Annotated in this window: 25 protein-coding genes and 1 other RNA gene; 5 read left to right on the top strand and 21 right to left on the bottom strand. The window is 74.0% G+C overall.

The genetic code is table 11. From position 1 onward, the window contains the following. Positions 1 to 27: 27 nt before the first annotated feature. Positions 28 to 1,188 carry a glycerophosphodiester phosphodiesterase gene (locus tag ACI8AP_RS00630; RefSeq protein WP_456587388.1) on the bottom strand — a complete coding sequence of 387 codons (1,161 nt, stop codon included), beginning with the start codon at positions 1,186 to 1,188 and terminating at the stop codon, positions 28 to 30. A 134-nt stretch (positions 1,189 to 1,322) separates the two neighbouring features. Beyond that, positions 1,323 to 2,174: a patatin-like phospholipase family protein gene (locus tag ACI8AP_RS00625; RefSeq protein WP_456587387.1), complete on the bottom strand. Its 852-nt coding sequence runs from the start codon at positions 2,172 to 2,174 to the stop codon at positions 1,323 to 1,325. 83 nt (positions 2,175 to 2,257) lie between these two features. Between ACI8AP_RS00625 and ACI8AP_RS00620 the strand changes: the two genes are divergently transcribed. The 3 genes from ACI8AP_RS00620 (at position 2,258) to ACI8AP_RS00610 (ending at position 7,225) form a co-directional block, all read left to right on the top strand. Beyond that, positions 2,258 to 4,000 (top strand): class I adenylate-forming enzyme family protein, encoded by a 1,743-nt coding sequence (locus tag ACI8AP_RS00620; protein ID WP_456587386.1) that lies wholly within the window; start codon positions 2,258 to 2,260, stop codon positions 3,998 to 4,000. A 75-nt stretch (positions 4,001 to 4,075) separates the two neighbouring features. Further along, positions 4,076 to 5,134, top strand: coding sequence for a potassium channel family protein (locus tag ACI8AP_RS00615; RefSeq protein ID WP_456587385.1), 1,059 nt, complete (start codon positions 4,076 to 4,078; stop codon positions 5,132 to 5,134). A gap of 339 nt (positions 5,135 to 5,473) precedes the next feature. Next, on the top strand, positions 5,474 to 7,225 hold the full coding sequence (locus ACI8AP_RS00610; RefSeq protein WP_456587384.1) for a DUF2207 domain-containing protein: 1,752 nt from the start codon (positions 5,474 to 5,476) through the stop codon (positions 7,223 to 7,225). An 81-nt stretch (positions 7,226 to 7,306) separates the two neighbouring features. Here the strand turns inward: ACI8AP_RS00610 and ssrA are convergent. From ssrA to prfB, 13 genes are all read right to left on the bottom strand, one after another. Beyond that, positions 7,307 to 7,682: a transfer-messenger RNA gene (ssrA, locus tag ACI8AP_RS00605) on the bottom strand. Between the two features lie 117 nt (positions 7,683 to 7,799). Further along, a complete protein-coding gene (locus ACI8AP_RS00600; protein ID WP_456587383.1) occupies positions 7,800 to 8,996 on the bottom strand; it encodes a CorA family divalent cation transporter in 1,197 nt (398 codons plus the stop codon). A 215-nt stretch (positions 8,997 to 9,211) separates the two neighbouring features. Further along, the gene (locus ACI8AP_RS00595) at positions 9,212 to 10,861 is read right to left on the bottom strand and encodes an SLC13 family permease (RefSeq protein WP_456587382.1); all 1,650 of its coding nucleotides are present in this window, start codon (positions 10,859 to 10,861) and stop codon (positions 9,212 to 9,214) included. A gap of 113 nt (positions 10,862 to 10,974) precedes the next feature. After that, positions 10,975 to 11,856, bottom strand: a complete 882-nt coding sequence (locus tag ACI8AP_RS00590) for an SCO6745 family protein (RefSeq protein WP_456587381.1) — start codon at positions 11,854 to 11,856, stop codon at positions 10,975 to 10,977. A gap of 9 nt (positions 11,857 to 11,865) precedes the next feature. Beyond that, entirely contained in the window at positions 11,866 to 12,864 is a 999-nt protein-coding gene (locus tag ACI8AP_RS00585) for a GNAT family N-acetyltransferase (RefSeq protein WP_456587380.1), read from the bottom strand. Between the two features lie 44 nt (positions 12,865 to 12,908). Beyond that, positions 12,909 to 13,292: a VOC family protein gene (locus ACI8AP_RS00580; protein ID WP_456587379.1), complete on the bottom strand. Its 384-nt coding sequence runs from the start codon at positions 13,290 to 13,292 to the stop codon at positions 12,909 to 12,911. Continuing rightward, complete coding sequence (locus ACI8AP_RS00575) at positions 13,289 to 14,185, bottom strand: amidohydrolase family protein (RefSeq protein WP_456587378.1); 897 nt, start codon at positions 14,183 to 14,185, stop codon at positions 13,289 to 13,291. The genes ACI8AP_RS00580 and ACI8AP_RS00575 overlap by 4 nt, the downstream gene beginning before the upstream one ends. Further along, entirely contained in the window at positions 14,182 to 15,105 is a 924-nt protein-coding gene (locus tag ACI8AP_RS00570; protein ID WP_456587377.1) for an NADP-dependent oxidoreductase, read from the bottom strand. Before ACI8AP_RS00570 ends, ACI8AP_RS00575 begins: the two co-directional genes overlap by 4 nt. 23 nt (positions 15,106 to 15,128) lie before the next feature. Further along, positions 15,129 to 15,620, bottom strand: coding sequence for a hypothetical protein (locus tag ACI8AP_RS00565; protein WP_456587376.1), 492 nt, complete (start codon positions 15,618 to 15,620; stop codon positions 15,129 to 15,131). 71 nt (positions 15,621 to 15,691) lie between these two features. Then, positions 15,692 to 16,168, bottom strand: coding sequence for an SsrA-binding protein SmpB (gene smpB / locus ACI8AP_RS00560; protein ID WP_456587375.1), 477 nt, complete (start codon positions 16,166 to 16,168; stop codon positions 15,692 to 15,694). A gap of 119 nt (positions 16,169 to 16,287) precedes the next feature. Continuing rightward, a complete protein-coding gene (gene ftsX, locus ACI8AP_RS00555) occupies positions 16,288 to 17,172 on the bottom strand; it encodes a permease-like cell division protein FtsX (RefSeq protein ID WP_456587374.1) in 885 nt (294 codons plus the stop codon). Positions 17,173 to 17,259: 87 nt separating this feature from the next. After that, positions 17,260 to 17,949 carry a cell division ATP-binding protein FtsE gene (gene ftsE, locus ACI8AP_RS00550; RefSeq protein WP_456587373.1) on the bottom strand — a complete coding sequence of 230 codons (690 nt, stop codon included), beginning with the start codon at positions 17,947 to 17,949 and terminating at the stop codon, positions 17,260 to 17,262. 236 nt (positions 17,950 to 18,185) lie between these two features. Beyond that, the gene (gene prfB / locus ACI8AP_RS00545) at positions 18,186 to 19,301 is read right to left on the bottom strand and encodes a peptide chain release factor 2 (protein ID WP_456587372.1); all 1,116 of its coding nucleotides are present in this window, start codon (positions 19,299 to 19,301) and stop codon (positions 18,186 to 18,188) included. Between the two features lie 46 nt (positions 19,302 to 19,347). Between prfB and ACI8AP_RS00540 the strand changes: the two genes are divergently transcribed. Further along, entirely contained in the window at positions 19,348 to 19,638 is a 291-nt protein-coding gene (locus ACI8AP_RS00540) for a DUF6343 family protein (RefSeq protein ID WP_456587371.1), read from the top strand. Between the two features lie 6 nt (positions 19,639 to 19,644). On the opposite strand, the gene ACI8AP_RS00535 is transcribed toward ACI8AP_RS00540, so the two are convergent. Both ACI8AP_RS00535 and cutA read right to left on the bottom strand, forming a co-directional pair. After that, complete coding sequence (locus ACI8AP_RS00535) at positions 19,645 to 21,462, bottom strand: putative bifunctional diguanylate cyclase/phosphodiesterase (protein ID WP_456587370.1); 1,818 nt, start codon at positions 21,460 to 21,462, stop codon at positions 19,645 to 19,647. Positions 21,463 to 21,578: 116 nt separating this feature from the next. Continuing rightward, on the bottom strand, positions 21,579 to 21,908 hold the full coding sequence (gene cutA, locus ACI8AP_RS00530; protein ID WP_456587369.1) for a divalent-cation tolerance protein CutA: 330 nt from the start codon (positions 21,906 to 21,908) through the stop codon (positions 21,579 to 21,581). A gap of 68 nt (positions 21,909 to 21,976) precedes the next feature. On the opposite strand from cutA, the gene ACI8AP_RS00525 reads away from it, so the two are divergent. Further along, a complete protein-coding gene (locus ACI8AP_RS00525; RefSeq protein ID WP_456587368.1) occupies positions 21,977 to 22,213 on the top strand; it encodes a hypothetical protein in 237 nt (78 codons plus the stop codon). 140 nt (positions 22,214 to 22,353) lie between these two features. Here the strand turns inward: ACI8AP_RS00525 and ACI8AP_RS00520 are convergent, their stop codons facing one another. The 4 genes from ACI8AP_RS00520 to ACI8AP_RS00505 all read right to left on the bottom strand — a co-directional run bounded on the left by ACI8AP_RS00520 (position 22,354) and on the right by ACI8AP_RS00505 (position 26,314). After that, positions 22,354 to 22,581 carry a hypothetical protein gene (locus ACI8AP_RS00520; protein ID WP_456587367.1) on the bottom strand — a complete coding sequence of 76 codons (228 nt, stop codon included), beginning with the start codon at positions 22,579 to 22,581 and terminating at the stop codon, positions 22,354 to 22,356. A 183-nt stretch (positions 22,582 to 22,764) separates the two neighbouring features. Beyond that, the gene (locus tag ACI8AP_RS00515; protein WP_456587366.1) at positions 22,765 to 25,290 is read right to left on the bottom strand and encodes an FtsX-like permease family protein; all 2,526 of its coding nucleotides are present in this window, start codon (positions 25,288 to 25,290) and stop codon (positions 22,765 to 22,767) included. Beyond that, complete coding sequence (locus tag ACI8AP_RS00510) at positions 25,287 to 26,048, bottom strand: ABC transporter ATP-binding protein (protein ID WP_456587365.1); 762 nt, start codon at positions 26,046 to 26,048, stop codon at positions 25,287 to 25,289. The genes ACI8AP_RS00515 and ACI8AP_RS00510 overlap by 4 nt, the downstream gene beginning before the upstream one ends. After that, on the bottom strand, positions 26,045 to 26,314 hold the full coding sequence (locus tag ACI8AP_RS00505) for a hypothetical protein (RefSeq protein ID WP_456587364.1): 270 nt from the start codon (positions 26,312 to 26,314) through the stop codon (positions 26,045 to 26,047). Before ACI8AP_RS00505 ends, ACI8AP_RS00510 begins: the two co-directional genes overlap by 4 nt. Between the last annotated feature and the right edge of the window lie 17 nt (positions 26,315 to 26,331).

Genomic DNA, 26,331 nt, shown 5'->3' with positions numbered 1-26,331 from the left:
GGCCGGTTCGCGGCACGACGGTCCGGCTCAGGCCGCGGGGGCCTCGCCGGTCACGAACAGCTCGCGGGAGACGACGCCGGTGTCCGGGTTGTCGGTGAACATCCCGTCGATGCCGGCCTCCCAGAAGGCGGTCTGCTCTTCCAGCGCCCGGCCGTAGTCGTCCGGCGCGACGCCGTCGCGCAGCGCCGGGGGCAGGAAGACGTTCTCGTTGCGGAACGTGTACGGGTGCACCAGCAGGCCGGCCTGGTGCGCGTCGTCGACCAGCGCGGTCGGGGTGCCGAGCGTGCCGTCGGGGTTGCGCGGGATGACCAGGTTCTTGTCCGGGCCCACGCCCTCGGCGTACTCGGCGATCTCCTGCAGCCCCTCGGCGGTCGTGAGGTCGGCGTAGGTGCGCGGGTCACCGGCGACGGTGAGGTCGTAGGGCTGCCCGGAACCCGACAGCAGCTGCACCAGCGGCACCCGCACCCCCTGCTCCTCCAGCTCGCGCAGGTTCGTCGTCTCGAAGGACTGGATGAACACCGGCGAGTGGTGCTTGTGCACCCGCGCCTCGCGCAGGTCGGCCATCAGCGGCTCCTCGAGGGAGAGGCCGATGGAGTCGAAGTAGGTGGGGTGCTTGGTCTCGACGTAGACGCCGATCTCGCGGCGCAATTCCTTCGTGAGCCGCGCCCGCAGCTCGAGCACCTCGTCGAGGGTCGGCACCTGGTAGAGGCCGTCGTAGAGGGTGTTCTCCTCACGCACCTCGGGCAGCCGCTCGACAGCCCGGAGGGTGCGCAGCTCGGCGAGGGTGAAGTCCTCGGTGAACCAGCCGGTGAGCTCCACCCCGTCGATGACCTTGGTCGTGCGGCGGTCGGCGAACTCCGGCCGGCTCGCGACGTCCGTGGTCCCGGAGATCTCGTTCTCGTGGCGGGCGACGAGGACACCGTCCTTGGTGCTCACCACGTCGGGCTCGATGTAGTCGGCACCCATGCGGGCGGCGAGCTCGTAGGCCGCGAGGGTGTGCTCCGGCCGGTAGCCCGAGGCGCCGCGGTGACCCACGACGAGCAGGTCGTCGGCGAGGGCGGTGGCGGGCTCGGGGGCCGGCGGCTTCGGCGCGGCGGTCGCGGGGACGGCCGCCGGGACGGCGAGGGACAGGGGGACGGCGACCGCGACGGCGGCGACCGTGGCACGCAGGCGGCGTACTCGGGACATCGGGGCTCCCGCGGGCTCGGACGGCGACCGTCGCCGTCGGCTCCGCGAGGTGATCCCAGCGAGGCCAGGTGCCCGGAGGCGGTCCCCCGCCACAACTCCGGGTGACGAGCTGGTGGCGTGCCCGTGTCGCCGGCTCAGCCGGCCCAGACCTCGCCGACGCGCGCCACGACGGTCGCGGCCTGCGCCCGGCCGGCCCGCGCCGCGGGCTCCCGCGCGGCGGGGTCGAGGACGTTGCGGCCGATCGCCGCGCGGGCGGCCTCGTCCGGCGAGACGACAGCGACCCGCGCCACCATGCCGGTGACCTGCGCGTCGACGCTGGCCATCGGGCCGACGCCGCGCGGGATGGGGGCGAGCACGACCAGCCGGTCGTATCCCTGCACCAGGTCGGCATTGGCGGCCGAGCGCATGCCGCCGTCGACGTACCGGCGGTCGCCGATGGTCACCGGCGGGTAGACGCCGGGCACCGCGCAGCTCGCGGCCACGGCCTGCACCAGCGGGACGCCGGACTTCCGGTCGAAGGTGCGGAACTCGCCGGTGGCGGCGTCCACCGCGGTGACGACGAGCTCGCGGTCCGGCCAGTCGCGGGAGACCAGCCGCGAACCGATGACGTCCAGCCGCTCCTGCTCGGTCGGCGTCGCCCCGGCGGCCTCCGCCGCGAGCGCCAGGGTGCCGATCCGGCGGCGGAACTCCACGTCGCGGCCGCGGCTGGCGACCATCGCCCAGCCGTAGCGGAGCAGGTTGCCGCGGGTCATCCGGGCCACCCTCTCCTGCACCGGGGGCTCCAGCTGCCGGGCGTACATCTCCTCCAGCGGAGCCCCGCTGGTGATCTGGGCGCCGACGACGGAGCCCGCCGAGGTGCCGACGACGAGATCGGCGCCGGTGAGGTCGATCCCTGCCTCGGCCAGCCCGGCGAGCACGCCGATCTCCCAGGCGATGCCGGTGATGCCCCCGCCGCCGAGAACGAGGGCGGTGCGCTGGTCGCTCATGCGACTCATCCTCACAGACCCCTCGACATGCGCTGTGAGCTGGGCCACCCTGTGGCTCTGATCATCCCGACGAGAGGAAACGCATGACGACCGTGCAGCCCGCCCCGACACCCACCGCGGCCAGCTGGCCGCCCGGGCTGCCCCGGTCCCTGGACTACCCGGCGGTGCCGGTGGGGTCCATCCTGCGGGCCGCGGTACGCCGGTGGGGTGACCGGACCGCGTTCGTCGACCACGACGTGCCGCTGACCTTCACCGAGTTGGGAGCTCGCGCGCACGCGGTCGCCGGCTGGCTGGCCGACCACGGGATCGGCCGGGGTGACGTCGTCGCCGTCCACATCCCCAACTGCCGGCAGTACCCGTCGCTCTACTACGGGATCCTGCTGTCCGGCGCGACCTTCTCCCCCACCAACCCGCTGCTCCCGGCCGCCGACCTCGCCGCCCAGCTCAGCGACGCCGGCGCGACCGTGCTCGTGACCTGGGACCAGGTGCTGCCCTTCGTCCGCGGCGCGCTCGCCCAGACCCCGGTGCAGACCGTCGTCGTCACCGGCGAGGCCCACGTCCTCGACTTCGCCGCACGGCTGGACGGCCTCGAGGACAGCGACGTCGACCTCGCCGACCTGCTGGCCGGCGACCCCACCGACCGGCACCTGGACGCCGACCTCGACGTCGCGACCGACCTCGCCCACCTGGCCTACACCGGCGGGACGACGGGCGTCAGCAAGGGCGTGGAGCTGCCGCACCGCAACGTCGTCACCAACGTGCTGCAGTCCAGCTGCTGGACCTCCGGCGCCGTTCCCCTGCTCGACGAGCAGGGCGACGTGACGCTGGAGCAGGTGCTCGGCCCCGACGAGTACCCCACCCGCCTGGGCGAGGCGCGGATCATCAACCTCACGCCGTGGTTCCACGCCATGGGTGCGATCGGCTACCTCAACGGCATGGTCATGGGCGGCACGATGACCGTCATCCACATGCGCTTCGACCCGGTCAAGTACGTCGAGGACATGATCAGGTACGAGGTCACCACGATCGGCGGCGCGCCGCCGGTCTTCGTGGCCCTGCTCCAGGTGCCCGGCTTCACCGAGGCGGACCTGTCGCACGTCCGCGGCATCAGCAGCGGCGCCGCGCCGCTGCCCGTCTCGCTCATCGAACGGATGCAGGCGCTGATGCCCAACGCCACGATCGGCGAGGGCTACGGCCTCACCGAGGTCACGATGATGGCCACCGGCAACCCGACGTTCCGCTCCGGCACCCGCAAGCCGGGCACGGTCGGGGTGCCGATCTTCGACACCGAGATCACCATCCGCCCGATCGGTGGCGGCGACCCGCTGCCCCCCGGTGAGCGGGGCGAGGTCTGCATCCGCGGCCCGCAGGTGATGCGCGGGTACGCGCACCGCCCCGAGGCGACGGCCGACGCGATCGACGCCGACGGCTGGTTCCACTCCGGGGACGTCGGCATCCTCGACGAGGACGGCTACCTCTCGATCGTCGACCGCACCAAGGACATGCTGCTCTACAAGGGCTACAACGTGTTCCCCCGCGAGCTGGAGGAGATCCTGTTCGGGGTGCCCGGCGTGGCCGGCGCGGCGGTGGTCGGCCGCCCCGACGACGAGGTCGGGGAGCTGCCGGTGGCCTACGTGGTGCGCAAGGACGACGCGGACGGCGCCGCGCTGACCGCCGAGTCGGTCATGGCCGCCGTCAACGACAAGGTGACCCCGTACAAGCGGCTGCGCGACGTGCGCTTCATCGACGCGATCCCGGTCTCGGCGGCCGGCAAGGTGCTCAAGCGGGAGCTCGCCGCTCGCGAGCGCGAGGCCGTCGGCGGCTGAGCCGACGCGCGCCGCCGCACCCCGAACGGGTGCGGCGGCGCGCATCCGCGGTCCGCGCTCACTATCGTCCGCGGCGTGGACGAGCAGCGGAACGGTCTGGAGACCGAGCACACCGGTGTGCGCATCGCGCACGTCGAGCAGTCCCCCGTCCGGCAGGTCGGGCGCCGGGTGCTCATCGCGGCCGCCGTGCTGCTCGTCGTCGTCCTCATCGTCTACATCGACCGGGACGGCTACGCCGACAGCCGCGGCGACGAGATCTCGGTGCTCGACGCGTTCTACTACGCGACGGTCAGCCTCTCCACCACCGGCTACGGCGACATCACGCCGGTCACCGACGAGGCGCGCCTGATCAACGTCCTGCTGATCACGCCGCTGCGGATCATGTTCCTGATCGTCCTCATCGGAACGACCCTCGAGGCGCTGACCGCGCGCTCCCGGGAGGAGTTCCGCATCCACCGCTGGAGGTCCCGCGTGCGCCAGCACGTCATCGTGTGCGGCTACGGCACCAAGGGCCGCAGCGCCATCCGCTCCCTGCAGGCCAGCGGCACACCGCTGGAGAAGATCGTCGTGGTCGACCCCGAGCCCCGGGCGATCGACGAGGCCAACGCGGTGGGGCTCACCGGCATCGTCGGCGACGCCGGCCGCACCGAGGTGCTCCGCCGGGCGGCCGTCGAACGCGCCCGGTCGGTGATCGTGGCGGCGAACCGGGACGACGCGTCGGTGCTCATCACCCTGACCGTCCGCCAGCTCAACCCGAGCGTGCCGATCACCACCAGTGTCCGCGAGGAGGAGAACGCCAACCTCCTGCGGCAGTCCGGTGCCGACACGGTCATCACCACGTCGGCGACGTCCGGCCGGCTGCTGGGTCTCTCCACCGACGCCCCCCGGGTGGTCGCGGTGGTCGAGGACCTCGTCACCGGGGGCCAGGGCCTGGACCTGCACCAGCGGACGGTCACCACCGACGAGGTGGGGCTGGGGCCACGCCAGCTGCGCGACATCGTGCTCTCGGTGACCCGCGGCGGCCGCACGCTGCGCTTCGACGACCCGCTGATCGGCACGCTGCAGCCGGAGGACGTGCTCGTCGTCGTGAAGGCGCACGACCCGGGGAGGGCCATGCGTCCGCCGACGCAGTAACTCTTCGCCGTCCTCCGGACGACACCGCGACCAATTGCCGTTCCCCGGCTACGACGAGCGAGTCCGCCGTCCCTACGCGGACCCCTCCGGGGCCCACTCGGCACGACCCGGCCGCGCAGCCCACCTGTGACCGCCGCGCCCAGCTGATCGGCTCGTCGTCGGAGGCCGCCGGCACGGTCGGCCACCCGATCGTGACTACGGCGTCGTGCTGACCAGCGCCCACTCCTGCGCCGGGTGAACCCCCGAGCGCGGGCGCGGTCCTGTGTCGGACCCGCGCGGACAGGCATCATCACCCCGACGCCGGGGACGCCCTCCGGGACCACGCATGAGGAGGAGACCGTGCCGAGCCCTCGACGGACCGACCGTGTCCGCCGGAGACGGCGGATCGACCTGCTGGTCTGCGTGCTCCTGGCCGTCGCGGTGGGCGTGCTGACGAGCGTCGTCGCCCTCGCCGGCGGTGGCGAGCGGGTGCGCCTGCTGTGGGTCGCGGCGACGGTCGCGGAGGACGGCAGCGCCCGGATCACCGAGGTGATCGACTACGACTTCGGCGGGGAGGAACGGCGCGGGATCCTCCGCCAGGTCCCGGGCCTGGACCCCGCTGAGCCGGTCGAGGCGACGTCGCCGGACGCCCCCGGCGACGTGACCGTCAGCGCGGACGGCGAGATCCGCGTCGGCGACCCCGACCGGACGGTGACCGGACGGCACCGGTACGTCCTCGGGTACACGCTGGACGGCGTCGTCTCCGGCGACCGGCTGGCCTGGGATGCCGTGGGCACCGGCTGGGACGTCCCCATCGACGAGGTCCAGGTGCACGTGAGCGCACCGGCCGAGCTGGCGGGGAGCCGCTGCTCCGCGGGCGAGGGTGGATCCACCGATCCCTGCGACGTCGAGCCGGCCGGGCCCGGCCTGCTCTCGGCCCGGTTGGACTCCCTGGACGCCGGGGAGGGCGTCACGGTCTCCGCCACGACGGGCGCCGCCCTCGACGGCGCCCCGGCGCTACCCGCGCCACCGGCGACCGCGCCTCCGGCGGGTGGCACGGGTCCGCTGCTGCCCGGAGCCGTCGCCGGCCTCGCCATGCTGCTCGCGGCCGCTGGCGCGCTGGCCGTGATCAGGCGCGCCGGCCGGGAGCGGGTGCCGGCGGTCGGCATCCCGGTGACCTCCGCGCCCGGTGAGGACGCGCGGATCGACCTGGCCACGCTCGCCGACCACGCCGTCCCCTCGCCCTCCCTGCCCGGCAGCCTGCCCCCCGCGCACGGCGGCGTGCTGCTGGCCGGCTCCGTCACCCCGGCACACAAGACGGCCTGGCTCATCGACCAGGCCGTGGCCGGCACCATCGACCTGGAGTCACCGGACGGGCAGCCCGAGGAGGTCGTCCTGGTGCGGCGGCAGCCGGGCGACGGGGAGGTCCGCCGGCTGCTGGACCTGCTGTTCCGCGACCGGGACCGGCTCCCGCTCGGCGAGTACGACGAGGGCTTCGCCGCGGGCTGGGCGGAGCTCGGCACGCATCTCGACACGTGGCAGAGCACCAGCGGCCTGTGGGACGGCGACGCCGACCGCCGCGCCGGCCGGCTTCGGCTGCTCGGCGGCCTGGGCGCCGTCGTCGGCGTCGCCGGGGCCCTGTTCGCCGGCTACCTGTCGATCCAGGACGTCGGGCTGCCGCTCGCGCTGGCGGCAATCGGTGGCGCACTGGCCGGGGCGGGCGCGGCCACCGCGGTCGCCGGGTGGGAGTTGCGGGTGCTCACGCCGGCCGGCTCCGCGGCGTGGCTGCAGGTCGAGTCGCTGCGGCGGTTCCTCGCCGCGTCCCCGCCGACGGCGCTCGACGAGGCGATCGCCTCCGGTCAGCTCGGCCGCTACACCGCCTGGGCCGTCTCGCTGGGTGAGGCGGAGCGGTGGTCGCAGCTCGCCTCGTCCGTCGACGTCCCGGCCCGCTCGGGCCAGGACGCCCGGTACCTGCACTACGCGGCCTTCGGGCCGGTCCTCCTCGCCGGCTGCAGCACGGCCGGCACCGCGCCGTCGTCGTCCACCTCCGGCGGGAACGTCGGCGGGAGCGTCGGGGGCGGCGCCGGTGGAGGTGGCGGCGGCTCCTGGTGACCTGGTGGTCGCCGCTGCCCCGCCACGCATACACACGTTGGGCCCGGTCGGATGACCGGGCCCAACGTGGTGGAGCTTCAGGGGTGGAGGTGGCGGGAATCGAACCCGCGTCCTTCGACGCATATCCAGGGCTTCTCCGAGCGCAGTTCGCTACTGCCTCTGCTTGACCCCATCGATCTCGCGAACAAGTCGATGTGACGGGCCCAGTCGCTGTGAGGTGTCCCATGAACGCCCGCGACCGGCGCTCATGGTGAGTCATCTAGCTGATGCCAGGATCCGGGCCGATGACGAACCCGGGCTGACAGACTCACTCCTGCTGCTTAGGCAGCGAGAGCGAAGTCGCGCTGACTGGAGTCGGCGCTTGTGTGTTTTGCAACGCATGGTTAACGAGCTCATCGTTGCCTTCCTCGGCTCGCTTCCCCTGGACACCCGACCGAAGTCGAGACCAATCACCCCCTGTGTAGTTGTGCAGTCAGGGTAACGGCCCGGTCCAGCCGGTTGTTCCCCCCACACCGCGGCCCCGTCCAGAGGCTCGTCGCGAGCTCGCGAGGGACGAGGAGGACGGGGTCCTCTTTCAGATCCAGTCGCGCCGCTTGAACACCAGGTACAGCGTGAGGCTGACCCCGAACATCAGCAGCAGCGCGAACGGGTAGCCCCACACCTCGTCGAGCTCGGGCATGTGGTCGAAGTTCATGCCGTAGACGCCGCCCACCAGACTCGGGGCGAACAGGATGGCCGCCCAGGCGGAGATCTTCTTGACCTCCTCGCCCTGCGCGATGCTCGTCTCGGTGAGCTCGCGGATCTCCTCGTTCTGCCGCTGCGCCACCAGGGTGGCGTTCACGGTGAGGATGTCGCGCAGCTGCAGGCGGAAGCCCTCCACCCGCTCGTTCACCTGCACCACGTGGTCGGCGACGTCGCGCAGGTAGCTGCGCAGCTCCTCGTCCACGCCGTACTTGTCGAAACCGGCGGTGATCGCGGCGATGATGCCGGTCAGGGGCTGCGCCGCGCGCTGGAACTCCAGCACCTCCTGCGACAGCTCGTAGATGCGCCGCGAGACCCCGGGGTCGCCGCCGAACACCTGGGTCTCGATCTCGTCGATGTCGTTGGCCAGGCCCTCGACCACCGGCCCGTACCCGTCGACGACCGCGTCGAGGGCCGCGTACAGCACCGCCTCGCTGCCCTTGGCCAGCAGCGCGGGATCGCTCTCCAGCCGGCGGCGCACCCGGGCCAGGTCGGGGGACTCGCTGTGCCGCACCGTGATCGCGAAGTCGGGCCCGAGGAACAGGTGCAGCTCCCCGAACTCCACCTCCTCCAGCGCGTCGACGTACCGCGCCGCCTTGAGCACGACGAACAGCGTGCTGCCGTAGCGCTCGAACTTCGGCCGCTGGTGGGCCTTGATCGCGTCCTCGACGGCGAGCTCGGGCAGGTCGAACAGCTCGGCCAGCGCGCCGAGCTCCCCGGGCTCCGGCCGGTAGAGCCCCAGCCAGGCCAGCCGGTCCTCGCCGAGCGCGAGCTCCTCCCGGCTCTCGGCAGGTGAGTCGGGCGTGGCCACGCGCCGGCCGTCGGAGTAGACGGCGTTGTCGACGATCCGCGACGGTTCGGACACCAGGGCCGACACCGACGTCGCCCCCGTAGCCGGCGGGGCCGGCTGCCGGACGGGCGGGAAGAGCTCGAGCCGCGGACGGCGGGCGAGGGTGGACAGTGCGGTCAGCGGCGCACGGCGACGCTCGGCCATGACGGACTCCCGGGGCGAGGGGACGGCGGTGGGCACCGGTGCGGTCCTCGCGACCTCCCAGCGGGGAGGGGCGCCTCAGCGGGCGGGGAGGACCTGGGGACCGGTACTGGGAGGCTCACTTCGCACGGCGTCCCCCTCCCGGCTCCGGGCTGCTTGCGCCCCTGATCTCGGCCGTCGTCCATCCTCCCACGCGGGCACGGGAGCGCGGACCGTGTCCTCGCCCACACGGGTGAACCGGGTGGCCGCGCCGGTCAGCCGACGGCGCCCAGGACCAGGTCGACCAGCAGCGGGAGCAGCAGCACGATGAGGATCGCGCCGAGGACGTCGAAGGAGATGCCCGACCGGATCATCTTGGTGATCGGCACGACGCCGGAGCCGTACACGATCGCGTTCTGCGGCGTGGAGACCGGGAGCATGAAGCCGAAGGAGGCCGCGAAGGTCGCCGCCAGCGCCGGGACGAACGGGTTGATCCCCGCGGCCACGGCCACCGGGATGATGATCGGGACGACGACGGCGGCCGACGCCGTGTTCGACGTCGTCTCGCTGATGATGATCGCCAGGATCACCGCGAACACGGTGATCGCCAGCGTGCTGGTCAGGCCGAGCCCGTCGGCCGACGCCTGGCCGATCGTCTCCGCCAGGCCGGTGTCGGCCAGCAGCGAGCCGAAGATGATCCCGGTGCCGAACAGCAGGATCGTGCCCCAGTCGATGGTGGCCGCGTCGCTCCAGTTGAGGGTGAACTCCCGGCGCTTCCAGTCGGTGGGCAGCAGGAACAGGAGCGAGGCCCCGAGGACGGCGACGATGCCCTCGTCGAGCCGGTCGCCGAGCGTCGCGTACAGCTCCGACTCGGTGCCCGCGGTCAGCGCGATGACGCCGGGGAAGATCCACAGCGCCACGGTGACGCCGAAGGCGATCAGGGTGTTGCGCTCGGCGCCGGAGAAGGGGCCGAGCTCGGCCCGCTCCTTCTGGACGTACTCGTGCACGCCCTCGATCCGCTTGATCTCCGGCTTGTTGATCAGCAGCAGCACGACCGTGAGCGCGACGAACATCAGCGCGCAGATCGGCAGCGCCATGAGCATCCAGTCGAGGAAGCCGATCCGCTCCCCGGTCGCCTCCTCGATCAGCCCGCGGCCGATCAGGTTGGGCGGGCTGCCGACCGGGGTGAGCAGGCCCCCGACGCCCGCGCCGTAGGCCAGCATCAGCATCAGGGCGACGCCGACGCGCAGCCGGAGCGGGTCGAAGTCCGGCTTCACCAGCTCCTTGTCCTGCAGCAGCTTGGCGATCACCGACAGGATGCCGATCGCCGTGGGCAGCAGCATCGCGACGGTGGCGGTGTTGGACACGAACGCCGACAGCACCGCGGTGATGAACCCGAAGGCGATCACGACCCGGGCGGTCGAGGCACCGACCCACGTCAGCGACAGGATGAACATCGCGAAGCGCCGGGCCACCCCGTGCTTGAGCATGGCCGCGGCGAGGATGAACGCGCCGATGAAGGTGAACACCGTCGTCGAGCCGAACGGCGCCAGCGCGTCGTCGGCCGGCACCACCCCGAGCACGGCGATCGCGGCGACGCCGATGAGGCCGCCGATGGGGATGGGCACCGGCTCGGTGATCCACAGGACGATGACCCCGAGCAGGATCGCGGCGAGCAGGTGCTGGTCGCGCGGCAGGTCGAGCGGGACCAGCGCGAAGACCAGGGTGACCAGCGGCGCGAGGAACAGACCGACGGTGCGCCGGCCCTTCTCGAACCGTTCCTCGGCCGGGCTGAGCTGCTGCTCCCCCAGGCTGCGGTACGTGGCGCTGCCGCGGAAGGCGGCGTCGACGTCGGTGCGCTGCGCCGCCCCCCGGCCGTGGGCGGCCGCCTGGACCGCGCCCTGCGATCGCTCGGTCGACGTCATGACGCCCCCCTCAGGCCGGCTCCGGCGGCATGACCTTAGGGCCGCGACCACCGCTCAGCGACCTGGAGAACGCACCGGTCCCTGAACGGTGACGCAGCAGGGGCGGCGCCGGCTCAGCCGCGGCCGAAGATGCCCTGGCCGAACGCTCCGTTGGCGGTGATCACGCGCGACAGCCCCTTGCCCAGCTCGACCACGCGGGCGGTCTTCTCCGCGCCCAGCGACAGCCACGGATCGGCGGCGAGGGCGTCGGTCTGCACCTCGATGCGGGCGCGCAGCTCGGCGCCCTCCTCGGTCAGGCCGGCGTCGTCGAGGAGCCCGCGGTCGGCCAGCGCCGCGCACCCGGCCGCCCACTGCTCGTCGCTCCACCCGCGGGTCGCCTTGGCCGCGGGCACGGTGAACCCCCGGCCGGTGGCGCAGTGCGTGATCAGGGCCTCCAGCCCGGACAGCCCGGCGTGCACCAGGACGGCGACGTGCCCGTCCCCGCGGTGCTCGCGCAGCAGCGTGGCGCCGTGCCACAGCGCCAGCAGCGGCTCCTCCGGCCACGGCAGGTCGGCGTGCCCGGCGTACAGCGGCCGGCCTTCCGCGCTGAGCCCGGCGCAGGCCTCGCGGAGCAGCCCGGCCAGCTCGGCCACCTCGGGGCTCCCGGCGGTCTCCTCGCCGAGCAGGCGGGTGAGGGAGGCGCGGGCGGCGTCCAGGCGGGCGGCGAGCACCTGCTCGGGCGTCGCCAGCGACCACGCGCGCGGGATCATGTGCGCCACCAGCGAGGGCGCGAAGTTGTAGAAGGTCGCCGTCACGACCCCCGCGCCGACGGCGCCCATGGCCGCGGCCCGCCCGGCGAAGTAGACCATCCGGCCCGGCCGCAGGCCGACCGCACCGAGGTGCTCGTCCTGCTCCGGGGCGAAGTACAGCTGCGAGTGCAGCGGGTCGATCGCGCGGTGGGCGCGGCCGACGAGGGCGGGATCGAAGACGGGCGCGGACTGCTCGGCGCTGACCATGGGCGCACCCTAGCCAGCCACCACCGCCGGCAGTGACAGGGACCACGTCACCCGGGTCCGGACCGTGCGGAAACCGAGGCTCTCGTAGAGCCGCAGCGCGCCGGTGACGTTGTCGCTGTCGACGTCGAGGACGGCGGCCTGGCAGTCGTGTGCGGCGGCTGCCGCCAGGCTGCGGCCGATCATCGCCGCCGCCACGCCCCGCCCCCGGGCGGCGGGCAGCACGCCGATCTGGCCGAGGACCACCTCGCGGTGCCCCTTCGCCCGGGTGTCGGCCTCGTAGACGTAGCCGAGCACGTAGCCCTGCACCGCGCCGTCCTCGACGGCGAGCACCGACAGATCGGGCCGGAAGGCCCGCGCGCCGGTGAACAGGCGCTGCCACGATGCCTCGTCGCGCTCGCTGGAGCCGTGGTGCTCGGTGAACGCCGCGTTGTGCGCCCGGCGCACCTCGTCGTCGCGGTCCCACTGGAACGGGAGGAGCTCGACACCCGGGACCTCCCGCGCCTCGGGGAGGTCGGTGAGCGGCCGCTCCATGGTGCGGTACCAGCGCTCCGCGGTCAGCCCGCGCCCCTGCACCAGGCGCTCCAGGGCCGGCTGGCTGCCGAGCACGCCCACCACCAGCCGCGCCGGCGCCTCGGGGTGCCGCTCGGCGTGCACCTCCGCCCCGCGGGCGAGCTGCCAGTCCAGCAGGGCGGCGCCGATCCCGCGGCCCCGCTGGTCGGGGCGCACCCGGCCGTCGAGGACGATCCGGAAGGCGTCCCGGAAGGTGGGGCTGGCGGAGACGACCGCGACGCCGGCGAGCGCGCCGCCGGCGTCGCAGACGGCGATCCCGTCCCGCCCGGGGTCGACGCCCCAGCCGGTCCACTCGTCACCGATGTCGTCGGCGTCGGGGAACTCGCCGGAGTCGTCGAGCGGTTCGGCGGCGACGAGCAGCTCGGCGACCGCCGCGGCGTCGTCGGTGCGCAGGGGGCGGGCGGTGCAGCCGTCGGGGACGGCGGGGAGCGCGGGCACGAGGGCCGAGGCTAGGCAGTCGCCCCGGCGCGGCGCGAGCCGATTTACCGGAGCCGCACGAACAGGCAGAAAGGGTGGCCGGCCGGATCGGTGAAGACGCGGACGTCCTCCTCCGCGTCGGTGTGCCCGCCGACCCGGCGCGCACCGGCCTGCTCCGCCACCGCGGTGAAGGCGTCGAGGTCGTCGACCTGGAAGTCCAGGTGCTGCTGCATCTGCTGGGCGCCCGGCTGCGGTGGCCACACGGGCGGTACGTGGTCGTCCTCCCGCTGGAAGGACAGCCCCGGGCCGCCGTCCTCGGGCCGCAGCGTGGCCCACTGCGGATCGTCGTCGCGGATCGGCCAGCCGAGCAGGCGCTGGTAGAAGTGGGCCAGCCCCTGCGGGTCCGGGGTGCCGAGGACGGTCGCCGTCAGGCGGATGCTCGGGGTCACGCCTCGATCCTGAACAGCCGGGCCCCGTTGTGCCACAGGACGGCGCGCAGCCACTCCTCCCCCAGGTCCAGCCGGTGCAGCGCAGCCAGCTGGTGGGCGTAGGGATACGGGATGGACGGGAAGTCGCTGCCGAGGAGCACCTTGTCCCGCAGCGCGGCCAGCCGCGGGAGGTCCGCCAGGTCGAAGGGCATCAGCCGCTGGGTGAAGTCCGTGGCGAACATCGTGGTGTCCAGGTGGACCCGCTCGTAGCGCTCGGCCAGGTCGAGGAACTCCCGGTACTCCGGCATGCCCAGGTGGGCGATCACCAGCTGGAGCCGCGGGAACCGCTCGAGCAACCCCTGCATCGGCACCGGGCCGGTGTGCTCGCCGGCCAGCGGGCCCGAGCCGCAGTGGATGACCACCGGGGTGCCGGTCTCCTCCAGCCGCGCCCAGACGTCGTCGAGCAGCCGGTCCCGCGGGTCGAAGGCGCCGACCTGCACGTGCACCTTGAAGATCCGCGCGCCGCGGTCGAGGGCGGTGGCGACGTAGCCGTCGACGCCCGCCTCGGGGAAGAACGTCGCCGACTGCAGCACCTGCGGGCGTTCCGCGGCGAACTCGGCCGACCACTCGTTGAGCCAGGCGGCCATGCCGGGCTTGTGCGGGTACGGCAGCGTCGGGAAGGCGCGCACCCCGAGCCGCGCCAGGACGGCGAGCCGCTCCTCCTCGGGCAGCCGGTAGGCCACCGGCCAATCGGCCCCGTAGTGGGTGCCTGCGGCCTCGAAGTACTGCCACACCTTCGCCTGCACCCGCTCGGGCAGGACGTGCACGTGCACGTCGACCAGCCCGGGCAGACCCAGCTCTCGCCAGTACCGCGGGACGTCGGCGTCGTCCGCCGGGGGCTGGACGGTGCTCACGGGACCGTGACGACGACCTTGCCGCGCACGTGCCCGCCGGCGACGAGCTCGTGGGCCTGGGCCGTCTGCTCCAGCGGGAACGCCTTCGCGACCGCCACCCGCAGCTGACCGGCGTCGGCCATGCGGGCCAGCTCCTCCAGGTCGTGCCGCTCCGGGCGGACGAAGACGTAGCGCCCACCCATGTCGTTGACCGAGGGGTCCACGACGCTGGCGATGCGGGCGACGTCGCGCACCTGCTGCGGCGCGTCGGCCAGCGTGTCCCCGCCGTTGAGGTCGAGCACGGCGTCCACCTTGTCGGTGAGCTGCTCGCTGATCGGGCCCGCCGAGTAGTCGAGCACCTCGGCGGCGCCGGCCTCGCGGAGGAAGCCGTGGTTGCGGGGGCTCGCGGTGCCGATGACGTGCGCGCCGAGCGCGACGGCGATCTGCACGGCGAAGAAGCCGACCCCACCGGCGGCCCGGTGCACCAGCACGCGGTCGCCCTCGCCGACGCGGAGCGCCTCGGTGAGCGCCTGGTAGGCGGTCAGGCCGGCCAGCGGCACGCCGCCGGCCTCGGTGAACGACAGGGACTCGGGCTTGTGCGCCAGGCAGCGCTGCGGTGCGGGGACGAGCTCGGCCGCCGTCCCCCACTGGACGTCGTCGCGCCGCAGGTAGCCGAACACCTCGTCACCGGGCTTGAAGTCGACGATCGCGGGGCCGACGGCCTCGACGACCCCGGCGAGGTCCCAGCCCGGGACGATCGGGAAGTTGTGCGGGAAGAAGGCGGACAGGCCGCCTTCGCGGATGCCGATGTCGACCGGGTTGACGCCCGCGGCCCGGCTGCGCACCAGCACCGTGTCCGGGCCGACCGGCGGCTCGGGGAGGTCGTCCCGCAGCTGCAGGACGTCCACGCCCCCGAACCGGTCGTACGCGATGCCTCTCATGCGCTCACCGTATGCGCGCCCTGTCAGCGTCGCCGCCCGCCCGTCCCGGGACGCCGTCCACCGGCCGGCCACTCGACCACCCACTGCTCCCCGACCGGCAGCGCGGCCCACCGGCGGGCCGCCTCCCGCACTGCCCGGACGGCGGCCTCGACCCGGTCACGCGGGAGACCCGCGGCCGCGACGTGGGCAGGCAGCACCTCCTCGCCCCGGGCCAGCCGGCCGATGACGTCCGCGACGGTCTCCGCACGCTGCACGGCCTCGGTCCGCTCCCGCTTCAGCCGGTCGGACCGCTCGGCGGAATGCGGCGGCCGGCGGCCGGACACGTGCCGCATGCTGCCCCACACCACGCCGTCGGCGACGCAGCCCCAGACGCCGTCGTGCAGCGGCAGCGCCGTCTCGACGACGGCGTGCACCAGGTCGTGCGGCAGGTCGGCTCCGCCCCCGGCACCCCGCATGGCGAACACGACGCCGTCGTCCCGCTCGACCAGGGTCTCGACCGGCCGACGGTCTGCCATCCGCTGGAAGGTCATCCGCACGGCCCGAGTGTTCCGGGCCGCTCAACCGGTTTTCCGGCGACGCCCGTTCGTCAGCGACGGCCCTTCACGTAGCGGCCGAACGCCTTCTGGATCTCCCGGCGCGAGTCGCGCTCGGCGAGGTCGTGCCGCTTGTCGTAGGACTTCTTGCCCTTGGCGAGCGCGAGGGTGGCCTTGACCTTGCCGTCCTTGAAGTACAGGTCCAGCGGCACCAGCGTCAGGCCGCCCTCGCGGGTCTTGCCCATCAGCTTGTCGATCTCCTCGCGGTGCATGAGCACCTTGCGCTTGCGGCGCGGGGCGTGGTTGGTCCAGGTGCCCTGCACGTACTCGGGGATGTGCACGTGCTGCAGCCACACCTCGCCGTCGTCGATCGAGGCGAATCCGTCGACGAGCGAGGCACGGCCGGCCCGCAGGCTCTTCACCTCGGTGCCGGTGAGCACCAGGCCCACCTCGTAGGTGTCGAGGATCGAGTAGTCGTGCCGCGCCTTCTTGTTCTGGGCGATCAGCTTGCGCCCGGTCTCACGCGGCATGGGACCAGGTTACCGCCGCCGCCGATCGTGCCCCGGAGACGCCGAGATCCCGCGATCTCCTCCGCCCCGGGCCCGGGGACGGGCGAGATCGCGGGATCTCGACGAGAGGGCAGCGCCGGCTACATCCGGACGTACAGCCGCAGGGTGACGAAGGCGGCGATGGCGGCCAGCGCGACGCCGACGCCGGTGACGACCACGCTGTTGGTGATGATCGCGCTCCACTCGACCTGGGGGATGATGCCGGCCCGGATCGGACCGGAGAGGGTCCGGTCGATGAAGAGCACCTTGGTCACGATCAGCCCGCCGGCGGCGAGGAGCCCACCGATGAGGCCGGCGATCGCCGCCTCGAGGATGAACGGCAGCTGGGTGTACCAGCGGGAGGCGCCGACCAGCCGCATGATGTTGGTCTCGTTGCGCCGGTTGAACGCCGCGAGCTGGATGGTGTTGGAGATCAGCAGCAGCGCCGCCAGCGCCTGCACGACCGCGACGGCGATCGTCGCGTTGCGGGCGCCGTTGAGCAGGCTGAACAGCCGGTCGAGGAACTCGCCCTCGTCCCGCACCTGGTCGACGCCGGCCTCCCCGTTGGGGAACTGGGCGGCGATCACCTCGTAGCGCTCGGGGTTCACCAGCTCGACGCGGAAGCTCTCCGGCAGCGCGTCCGGCGGGGTGTTCGCCACCAGCTCCGGCTGCTGGCTGAACTGCTGCTGGAAGCGCTCGTAGGCCTCCTCGCGCGACTCGTAGATGAAGCTCCGGACCTCGTCGGAGGACTCCAGCTCGCTCTGGATCGCCTGACGCTGCTCGTCGGTGACGTCGTCGGCCAGGAAGATGGAGACCTGAACCTTGTCGTAGTAGATCTCCTTCATCTCGGAGATCATCCCGGCGATGAGCAGGCCGGTGCCCATGAGCCCGAGCGAGATGGCCGTGGTCAGGATCATCGCGACCGTCATGGTCAGGTTGCGACGGAGCCCGGTGGCCACCTCGGAGAGCACGAAGTTGACGCGCAATGGATTCCCTATCTGGATTCGTGCACGAGGCGAGACAGGTGCCTCGACGTCGTCGGCACCTGGTTGGACGACTCGCGGCGGGCGCTGCTAGCGGCCCACGCCGTACACACCGCGCGACTGGTCGCGGGTGAGGACTCCCCCGTTGAGCTCGATGACGCGGCGGCGCATCGAGTCGACGATGTGGTAGTCGTGCGTCGCCATGACCACCGTGGTGCCGGTCCGGTTGATCCGCTCGAGCAGCAGCATGATGCCCTCGCTCGTCTCCGGGTCGAGGTTTCCGGTCGGCTCGTCGGCCAGCAGCACCAGCGGCCGGTTGACGAACGCGCGGGCGATCGCGACCCGCTGCTGCTCACCACCGGAGAGCTCGCCGGGGAGCCGGTTGGCCTTCCCCTCCAGCCCGACCATCTCCAGCACCTCGGGGACGACCCGCTTGATGGTGCGGTGCGGCTTGTTGATCACCTCGAGGGCGAAGGCGACGTTCTGCGCCACCGTGCGGTTGCGCAGCAGGCGGAAGTCCTGGAAGACGCAGCCCATGGTGCGGCGGAGCTTGGGCACCTTCCACTTGCTCATGGTGTTGAGCGTCTGGCCGTTCACCACGATCGTGCCCGACGTCGGGTCCTCCTCCTTCAGCAGCAGCCGGAGGAAGGTCGACTTGCCCGAACCGGAGGACCCGATGAGGAAGACGAACTCGCCCTTGTCGATCTCCGTGGACACGTCGTCGAGCGCAGGCCGGCCGCCGGCCGGGTACAGCTTGGTGACGTGTTGCAATTCGATCACGAGGCGCCACGGTACTAGTCCTGGCCGGGTATCCGGTCCGTTCGCCACGGAACGCTCCGGACTCGTTCTCGCGGTGTGTCACCGTCGCGCGGTAACCGCCGGGTCACCCGGTCACGGACGGTTGCGTCCGGCTCCGGATCGCCCCGGAATGTGACCTCGCCGACCGCGCCGGAACGGCCGTCCTCCAGGGGCCCGCGCCGAGCGTGCGAGGCGCGTGGGGGAAGGGCGGTCCTTCTTCAGGCGGCGTCGACGGCCTCCTGCTGGCGCCGCCACCGGATGCCGGCCTCGATGAAGGCGTCGATGTCCCCGTCGAGGACGGAGGCGGTGTTGCCGGTCTCGTGCTCGGTGCGGAGGTCCTTCACCATCTGGTACGGGTGCAGGACGTAGGAGCGCATCTGGTTGCCCCAGCTGCTGCCCTCCCCCTTGAGCGCGTCCATCTCCGCCTTCTGCTCCTGCTGGCGGACGACGAGCAGCCGGGCCTGCAGCACCCGCAGCGCCGCGGCCCGGTTCTGGATCTGGGACTTCTCGTTCTGGCAGGAGACGACGATGCCGGTCGGGATGTGGGTCATCCGGACCGCGGAGTCGGTGGTGTTGACGCTCTGCCCACCCGGCCCCGAGGAGCGGAAGACGTCCACCCGGATCTCGTTCTCCGGGATCTCGACGTGGTCGGTCTGCTCGACGACGGGCAGCACCTCGACACCCGCGAACGAGGTCTGCCGGCGGCCCTGGTTGTCGAACGGGGAGATCCGCACCAGCCGGTGGGTGCCCTGCTCGACCGAGAGGGTGCCGTAGGCGTAGGGCACCTTGACCGAGAAGGTGGCCGACTTGATGCCGGCCTCCTCGGCGTAGCTGATGTCGAGCACCTCGGTCGGGTACTTGTGGCGCTCGGCCCAGCGCAGGTACATGCGCATGAGCATCTCGGCGAAGTCGGCGGCGTCGACGCCCCCGGCCTCCGACCGGATGGTCACCAGCGCCTCGCGGGAGTCGTACTCGCCGGAGAGCAGGGTGCGCACCTCGAGCTCGTCGATCGCCTTGCGCAGGTTCGCCAGCTCCTGCTCCGCCTCGGCCGTGGTGGCCTCGTCGCCCTCCTCGGCGGCCATCTCGTGCAGCAGCCCGACGTCCTCCAGGCGTCCACGCAGCTCCTCCACCCGGCGCAGGTCACCCTGCATGTAGGAGAGCTTCGAGGTGAGCGCCTGGGCGGCCTCGACGTCGTCCCAGAGGTCGGGCGCGGCGGCCTGCTGCTCGAGCTCGGCCACCTCCCGGCGCATGCGGTCGACGTCGAGGACGGCCTCGATCGACTTCAGGGTCGTGTCGAGCTCGTCCAGGACGACGGAGAAGTCAGCGGAGGCCACGTCGACCCAGGGTAGTGCGCCCCCGCCCCGGGTAGGCAGGGATGCCATGACCGATCCGAACCGACCTCGCTCGCGTGAGGACTACGCACGCGGCCTGCCCGACCACCACGACCCCACGGCCGGGTTCGCCGGGGCGCGCCCGGCCCGGTCGGCGCTCACCCTGCGGCTGGCCCTGGCGATCTTCGGCCTCGTGTTCTGCGTGCTCGCCGGTCTGGGTTGGCTGATGGTCGACGACCTGCCCACCTGGCCGGCCGTGCTGCTGTTCATCGCCGCGGCCGTCGCCGTGGTGGACATCGTGGTGATCGTGCGGCGCAAGGCGCGCGGCGAGCCGGGCTGACGGCGGTCAGCCGGAGGTCGGGGACCCGAGGCCGCGGGACAGCGCCCCGGCCCCGGTGAGCAGGGGCGCCGGCGGCGGCCCCGCGCAGTGGTCGGCCATCCAGCCGGGGATCTCCTCCGCCGGCATCGGCCGCGCGATGTGGAAGCCCTGGGCGAAGGTGCAGCCCAGCTCGGTCGCCAGGGCCAGCTGCCCGGCGGTCTCGACGCCCTCGGCGAGGGTCCGCATGCCGACCGCCTGCGCCAGCCCGACGACGGCGGCGATGGCGGCGGCGGACTCCCGGGCCCGGCCGGCCACCCCCACGACGAGGCTCCGGTCGATCTTGAGGACGCCGGCCGGGAGCGAGACGAGCTGGCCCAGCGAGGAGAACCCGCGACCGAAGTCGTCGATGGCGACCTCCACGCCGGTGACCCGCAGCGCGGCCAGCTGGGCGGCCGCCGAGTCGAAGTCGGCGGCCACGCTGGTCTCGGTGAGTTCCACCACCAGCCGCTCGGGCGGCAGCCCCGCCTCGGTGAGAGCCGTGGCGACGTCGGAGCCCAGCGTGCCGGTGGCGAAGTGCTCGGCCCCGATGTTGACGCCCATGACCAGCGGTAGCCCCGCCGCGTCCCAGACGGCGGCCTGCCGGACGGCGGTGCGCAGGACCCAGCGGGTCAGCGGGACCATCAGGCCGTGCTGGACGGCCAGCGGCAGGAACTCCCCGGGCCCGAGCAGCCCGCGGTCCGGGTGCTGCCAGCGCACCAGCGCCTCGACCGCCGAGCAGTCGCCCGTCGCCAGGTGCATCACCGGCTGGTAGTGCAGCACCAGCTGCCCCTGCTCGATGGCCCCGCGCAGCTCACCGGCCAGCTGGAGCCGGTCCTGCGCGGCGCTCCGCAGGTCGGGGGTGAACATCCGGACCCCACCGCGTCCGGCCGCCTTGGCCGCGTACATGGCCAGGTCCGCGTCCCGGACCAGATCGGTCGAGCGGACTCCCCGGCGGTCATCGCGTCCGACGGCGGCGATGCCGATGCTGGCGCCCAGGGTGAGCGTGCGCCCCGCCAGCACGAACGGCTCGGCGAGGGCGGCCTGGCAGCGGGCGGCGAGGGCATCGGCCCCGTCGCTCCCGCAGTCCCGGCACACGATCACGAACTCGTCGCCACCCAGCCGGCCCACCGTGTCCTGGCTGCGGGTGGCCTCGAGCAGCCGGGTCGACAGCCGGCGCAGCAGTTCGTCGCCGACCTCGTGGCCGAGGGAGTCGTTGACCTCCTTGAAGCCGTCGACGTCGAGGAACAGCACCGCGAGGGCCGGGCGTTCGGGGTGCTCCAGCTCCCGGTCGATGAGCTCGTGCAGGTACGCGCGGTTGGGCAGCTCGGTGAGGTGGTCGTGGCGGGCCTGCCAGGACGAGGCCAGCTCGGCGCGCACCCGCGCGGTGACGTCGGTGTGGGTGACGACGACGTGCCCCTGGTCGCCCACCCGGGTGGCCTGCACGTGGAACCAGAGCCGCCCGCCGCCGGCCGGGCTGGGCAGCGAACGGTCGATCGCCACCTGCGTGCGCGCGCCGGCGATCAGCTCGCGCAGCTCGGTGATGAGCTCCCGGCCGTCCGGATCGTCGGCAAGCCCGACCGCCTCGGCGTAGTAGTCCGCACCTGGCCGGATCGACTGCCCGTGCTCGAGCCCGGCGGCGACCCAGGCCGAGTTGACCATCACGATCACGCCGTCCGGGTCGAGCAGCACGGTCGGGGACGGCAAGGCGTCGACCACGGCGCCGACGAGCGCGGCGTCCGAGGCACGGGACGCGGCACCCTCCCGGCCGTCGAGCGGCAGCCCGCCCTGGCTCACGCCTCGCGCCACGTCTCCTCCGCCGGTCCCGGGGCGCCCGCTGGCGCGCCGCTCGTCCCCTCCATCGGCAGCTGTGATCCCTACCGCAGCCAGCTTCCTCTGTTCTCCCCGGAAAGGGGGGGAGCCAATCAGGACGGGGAGTCGGTCTCCGCTGCGATCCACCGCAGGTAGTCGGGGTTGCCGCCGACCAGCGGGAGGGCGATGACGCACGGGACGTCGTACGGGTGCAGCTCCCGGGTGCGCGCGACGATCCGGGGCACCAGCGCCCGGCGGGTGTGCAGGGCCACCCGGGCCTCGCTCTCGTCCTGCACCGCCCCCTCCCAGCGGTACACCGACCGGATCGGCGTCACGTGGTGCCCGCAGGCGGCCAGCCGCTCGTCGACCAGCGTGCGGGTGTAGCCGGCCAGCCAGTCGGCGTCCGCGGCGGTGACCACGACCTCGCAGAACTCCTCGTCCATGCGCGCATCCTCCCCGGGCGCAGGTCGCCCTGCGTGGAACCGGGGGTCTCGGGGGTAGGGGGCCGTGCATGAGCGACGAGATGACGATCCAGGTGGATGGCCAGGAGTACGTGGTGACGCCGGAGGGCGAGGGCCTGCGGGTCGGCCGCCGCGCCGAGGGAGAGGTCACCTGGCTCGAGTCGGTGGACGGCAGCCTGCTGGACGACCAGGCGCGTACCGCCCTCTCGAACGGCGACACCTCCGACGAGTCGCTGCTGCGCGCGGTGCGGGGCGTCGTGCAGGCCGAGGTCGAGCGGGGCGGCTGACCCGGGGGCGCCACGGCTGACCGACCCGACCGGTCGGGTCGGTCAGCCGCCTCGGCGGCCGCCGCCACGCCCGTGCTGCTCCCGCCACCCGCGGGCGGAGTCACGGGCGTGCTCGACCTGGTCGCCCGGCCCCCGACAGATCACTGCAGGTGGCCGTCGCCTCCGGCCAGCATCGTGAGCACGATCATGGCGGTGAGGACGATCGTCGCCGCGACGACGACGCCGAGGGCGCACAACCAGCCGTGGTACTCCGGGCCGCGCTTCTCCGCGGGCGGGGCCGACCGCACCTGGGCGCGGCCCACGGCCGGACGCTGCCCGACCGCGGGCCGCTCCGCCGTGCGCGGACGCTGCTGCACGTCGACGCTCATGACCACTCCCTCTGCTCGGTGGTCGGGCGCCGGCGGCGCCCGGACCGGGTGCTCTCCCGGACCCGCTTCCATGCTGGTCGCGGGGGGTGGTCCCGCGAGAGGGCCGAGGGTCCCGACCGCCGGGCCGGAGGTCCCTGCCGACGAGGGCCCCGGGGACCGACCGACGTCTCCAGGGCGGTACGGCTATCCCGCGCCGGTCAGGGCCGCCGTCGGTGGCGTGCGCAGCGCCGAGCGGGCCGGCAGCCCGATGCCGGCGACCGCGATCGCGGTGACGACGACGGCCGCTGCGGGCAGCAGCCACCAGGGCCCGGCCGGCCAGGGCCGGTCGAGGAACCCAAGGCCCAGCAGCGCCAGCGGCACGGCCGAGACCAGGACCCCGGCGAGGACGGCGGCGGCCGAGATGAACCCGGCCTCCCACCGCACCATGGCTCGCAGCTGGGCCGGCGTGGTGCCGCTGAGCCGCAGGGTGGCCAGCTCCTCGCGGCGCTGGGCGGTGGCGGCGACCAGCGAGTTGGCGACGCCGAGCAGCACGTAGCCCAGCAGCACGCCGACCACCGCGAGGTTGACCCACGTCTCCGGCGGCACCGCTCGCGCCGGTCCGGCGGCGGCATCGGCCAGCACCAGGCCCGGTCGGGCCGCGACCGCCGCGGCCAGGGCCCGGTCGGCGGCGGCGCTGCCGTCGGTGCGGACCAGGAGCTGGTCGGCGAGATCGCTGGTGGTGTGCCCGGCGGCCAGGTCCGAGGAGAGGACGACGGCGCCGAGGCCGAGAGTGCGCTCGTAGACGGCGACCACCCGTGCCGTCACCTCGGCACCGTCACCGAGGGTGAGCCGCACCCGGCTGCCGACACCGGCGTCGCGGGCGCGCGCCGCCTCGGTGCCCAGCGCGACGGTGTCGCCGGTCAGCCCGGCCAGGCTGCCGGCCCGGACGTCGAGGTCGAGCACCTCGGGCGCGGCGGGGGTGAGCACCAGCGCACCCTGCGGCTCGACGGTGACCTCGCCGAGCAGGCGCTGCGACCACAGCACCGCGGTGGTGCGCACGGGGGCGGCGGCCTCGACGCCGGGGGTGGCCCGCACGGCGGTCAGCGCGTCCTCGGGGATGCCGCCGAGCGCCGGGGCGACGACCTGCGCGGTGGCCAGCGTGGCCTCCTCGGCCTCCCCGGTGACGGCGGCGGCCACCGTGGTGTGCGAGGAGGTGTAGGTCAGCGCGAGCACCACGGCCATCGCCAGCGTGGTGACCGCGCCGGCCGAACGCAGTGCGTACCCGTGCAGGTTGGCCACCGCGAGCCAGGTCGGCGCGGAGGTGCTCGCCGGGAGCCGGCGGGCCAGCCCGCCGGTGACCCGGCGCAGCAGCACCGGGCCGGCCAGCGCCAGACCGATGGCGCCGACGATGCCGGCCAGCGACGTGCCCGCCGCACCGAGCTGCGAGCGCAGCAGCAGCGGCAGCACCGCGAGCGGAAGGGCGGCCACCAGGAGCCCCAGGCCGATCCGGGTGCGCACCGCCGACGGCACCGCCGGCCCGGTGCGGCTCTCCCCGAGGGCGGCGGTGACCGGCGCCCGCGAGACCCGCCACGCCGCGCCGCGGGCCGCGATCTGGACGACCAGGAGCAGCAGCAGCGTGGCGGCCAGCGCCGGCAGCGGGCTCCACGTGAGCGGCAGCTGCTCGGGGATCAGGCCCGTGCCGACCAGGAGCCGACGGAACCGGTCGGCGAGCAGGTAGCCCAGCGCGATCCCGGGGACCAGCGCGACGGCGGCGGCCAGGCCGGCCTGGGTCGCGACCAGCCTGCGCACCTGCCGCGGGGTGGTGCCGACCGCGCGCAGCAGCGCCAGCTCGCGCCGCTGACCGGCGATCGACACCGACAGCGCGCCGGCGATGACGAACCCGACGACGAGCAGCGGCACCCCGGCCAGCGAGGAGGCCAGCGCGACGAGGAGGCTGCGGGCGGCGGCTGCCTCGGGCAGCACCAGCTCCCCCCGGTCGCCCCCGGTCGCCACCTCCAGGCCGGCGTCGGCGACCTGCGCGCGCACGGCGTCGGCGACCCGGTCCGTGGCGCCCGGCTCGACCCGCAGGCCGACGAGGTCGACGGTGCCGGTGCGCCCGGCCAGCCGTGCGGCGACGTCGTCGGCGAACAGCACGCCCGCGCCGGCCGGCCCGGCCACCGCCGTCACCCGGTACTCCGCCGTCCGCCCCGCGGCGACGACGCGGACCGGATCGCCCGGTTCGAGGCCGGCGGCCGCGGCGACGGCCGGGTCGACGGCGACCTCGTCCGGGCCGACCGGCGGGCTGCCCCGCACCTGCCGGTCGGGCAGCAGCTGCAGCGAGCTCCAGCCGTGGCCCACGGCGGCGGGGGCGTCGCCGCCGACCACGTCGCCGTCGGCGGTCAGCACGGCGGCCGGGAACGCGAGGTCGCCGGCGGCGGCGGTGACGCCGGGCAGACCGGCGAGGCGGCCGGCCAGGTCTGCGGGCACGCCGGCCCGCTCGGGCAGCGCGACCGGCAGCTCCCCCGACGACCGCACCGTCTGGTCGGCGGCGACGAGCACGTCGGCGGCGGCCAGCCGGTCGACCGGCAGCTCCGAGCGCAGGCCGGACTCGGCCAGCACCCCGGTGCCGGTGACGATGGCGGCCCCGCCGAGCACCGCGCAGACCACCGCGACGAGCGCGGCCAGCCGGCGGCGGGTCATCCGGAGGGCGATCGCGAACACCGGGCTCACCGCCCCAGCTCGGCGAGGCGGGCGGCCAGCTCGGCGGCGGCCGGAGCCTCGTGCGTCTCGACGACCCGGCCGTCGGCCATCACCAGCGCGCGGTGGGCGCGGGCGGCGGCGGCCGGGTCGTGGGTGACCATGACGACGGTCTGGCCCAGCTCGTCGACCAGGTCGCGCAGCAGCCCGAGCACCTTGCCGGCGCTGCGCAGATCCAGCGCGCCGGTGGGCTCGTCGGCGAAGACGACGGCGGGCCGGGCCACGAGCGCCCGGGCGATCGCTGCGCGCTGCTGCTGCCCGCCGGAGAGCTCGGTCGGGCGGTGGCCGAGCCGGCCGGTCAGCCCCACCCGGTCCACCAGCGAGCGGACCCACTCGTGGTCCAGGCGCTGCCCGGCCAGCCGCAGCGGCAGGGTGATGTTGTCGGCGACGGTCAGCGCCGGTACCAGGTTGTAGGCCTGGAACACGAAGCCGATCCGGTCGCGGCGCAGCTCCGTCCGGCGGGTCTCGTCGAGCCGGCCGATCTCCGTGCCGTCGAGCAGCACGTCGCCGGCGGTGGGGGTGTCCAGGCCCGCCGCGCAGTGCAGCAGGGTGCTCTTGCCCGAGCCGGAGGGGCCCATCACCGCGAGGAAGGAGCCGCGCGGCACGGCGAGCGTGACGTCGTCGAGGGCCCGGACGCCGTTGGGGTGCACCTTGGTGACCCCGTGCAGCGCCACGGCGGGCTCCTGGGGCGCGGCCGGGTCGGTGCCCGGCCGGCGCAGGGCGGCGGTCATCGCCGGCGGACGTGCAGGGTGATCAGCGCGGCGACGCAGCCGGCGGTGACCACTCCGGAGACGATGCTGGCCACCAGGGGCAGCACGCCGAACGACGCGAGCGCGTTGACGGCGACGCTGAGGGCCAGCAGCAGCCACAGCGCGGTCCGCAGGCGCCCGCCGTCCCCGGCGGGCCGGTACGGCGGGGTGCCGTACCGGGGCGGGATGGGGTGGCCGTCGGGAGTGGGGGACGGCGCGGTGTCGTCGAGGCGGTAGGGGTCGGGCACGACGGGCTCCTGGAGGT

Source organism: Blastococcus sp. SYSU DS1021, assembly GCF_054050995.1.
This window is presented reverse-complemented; position numbering and strand designations above follow the sequence as displayed.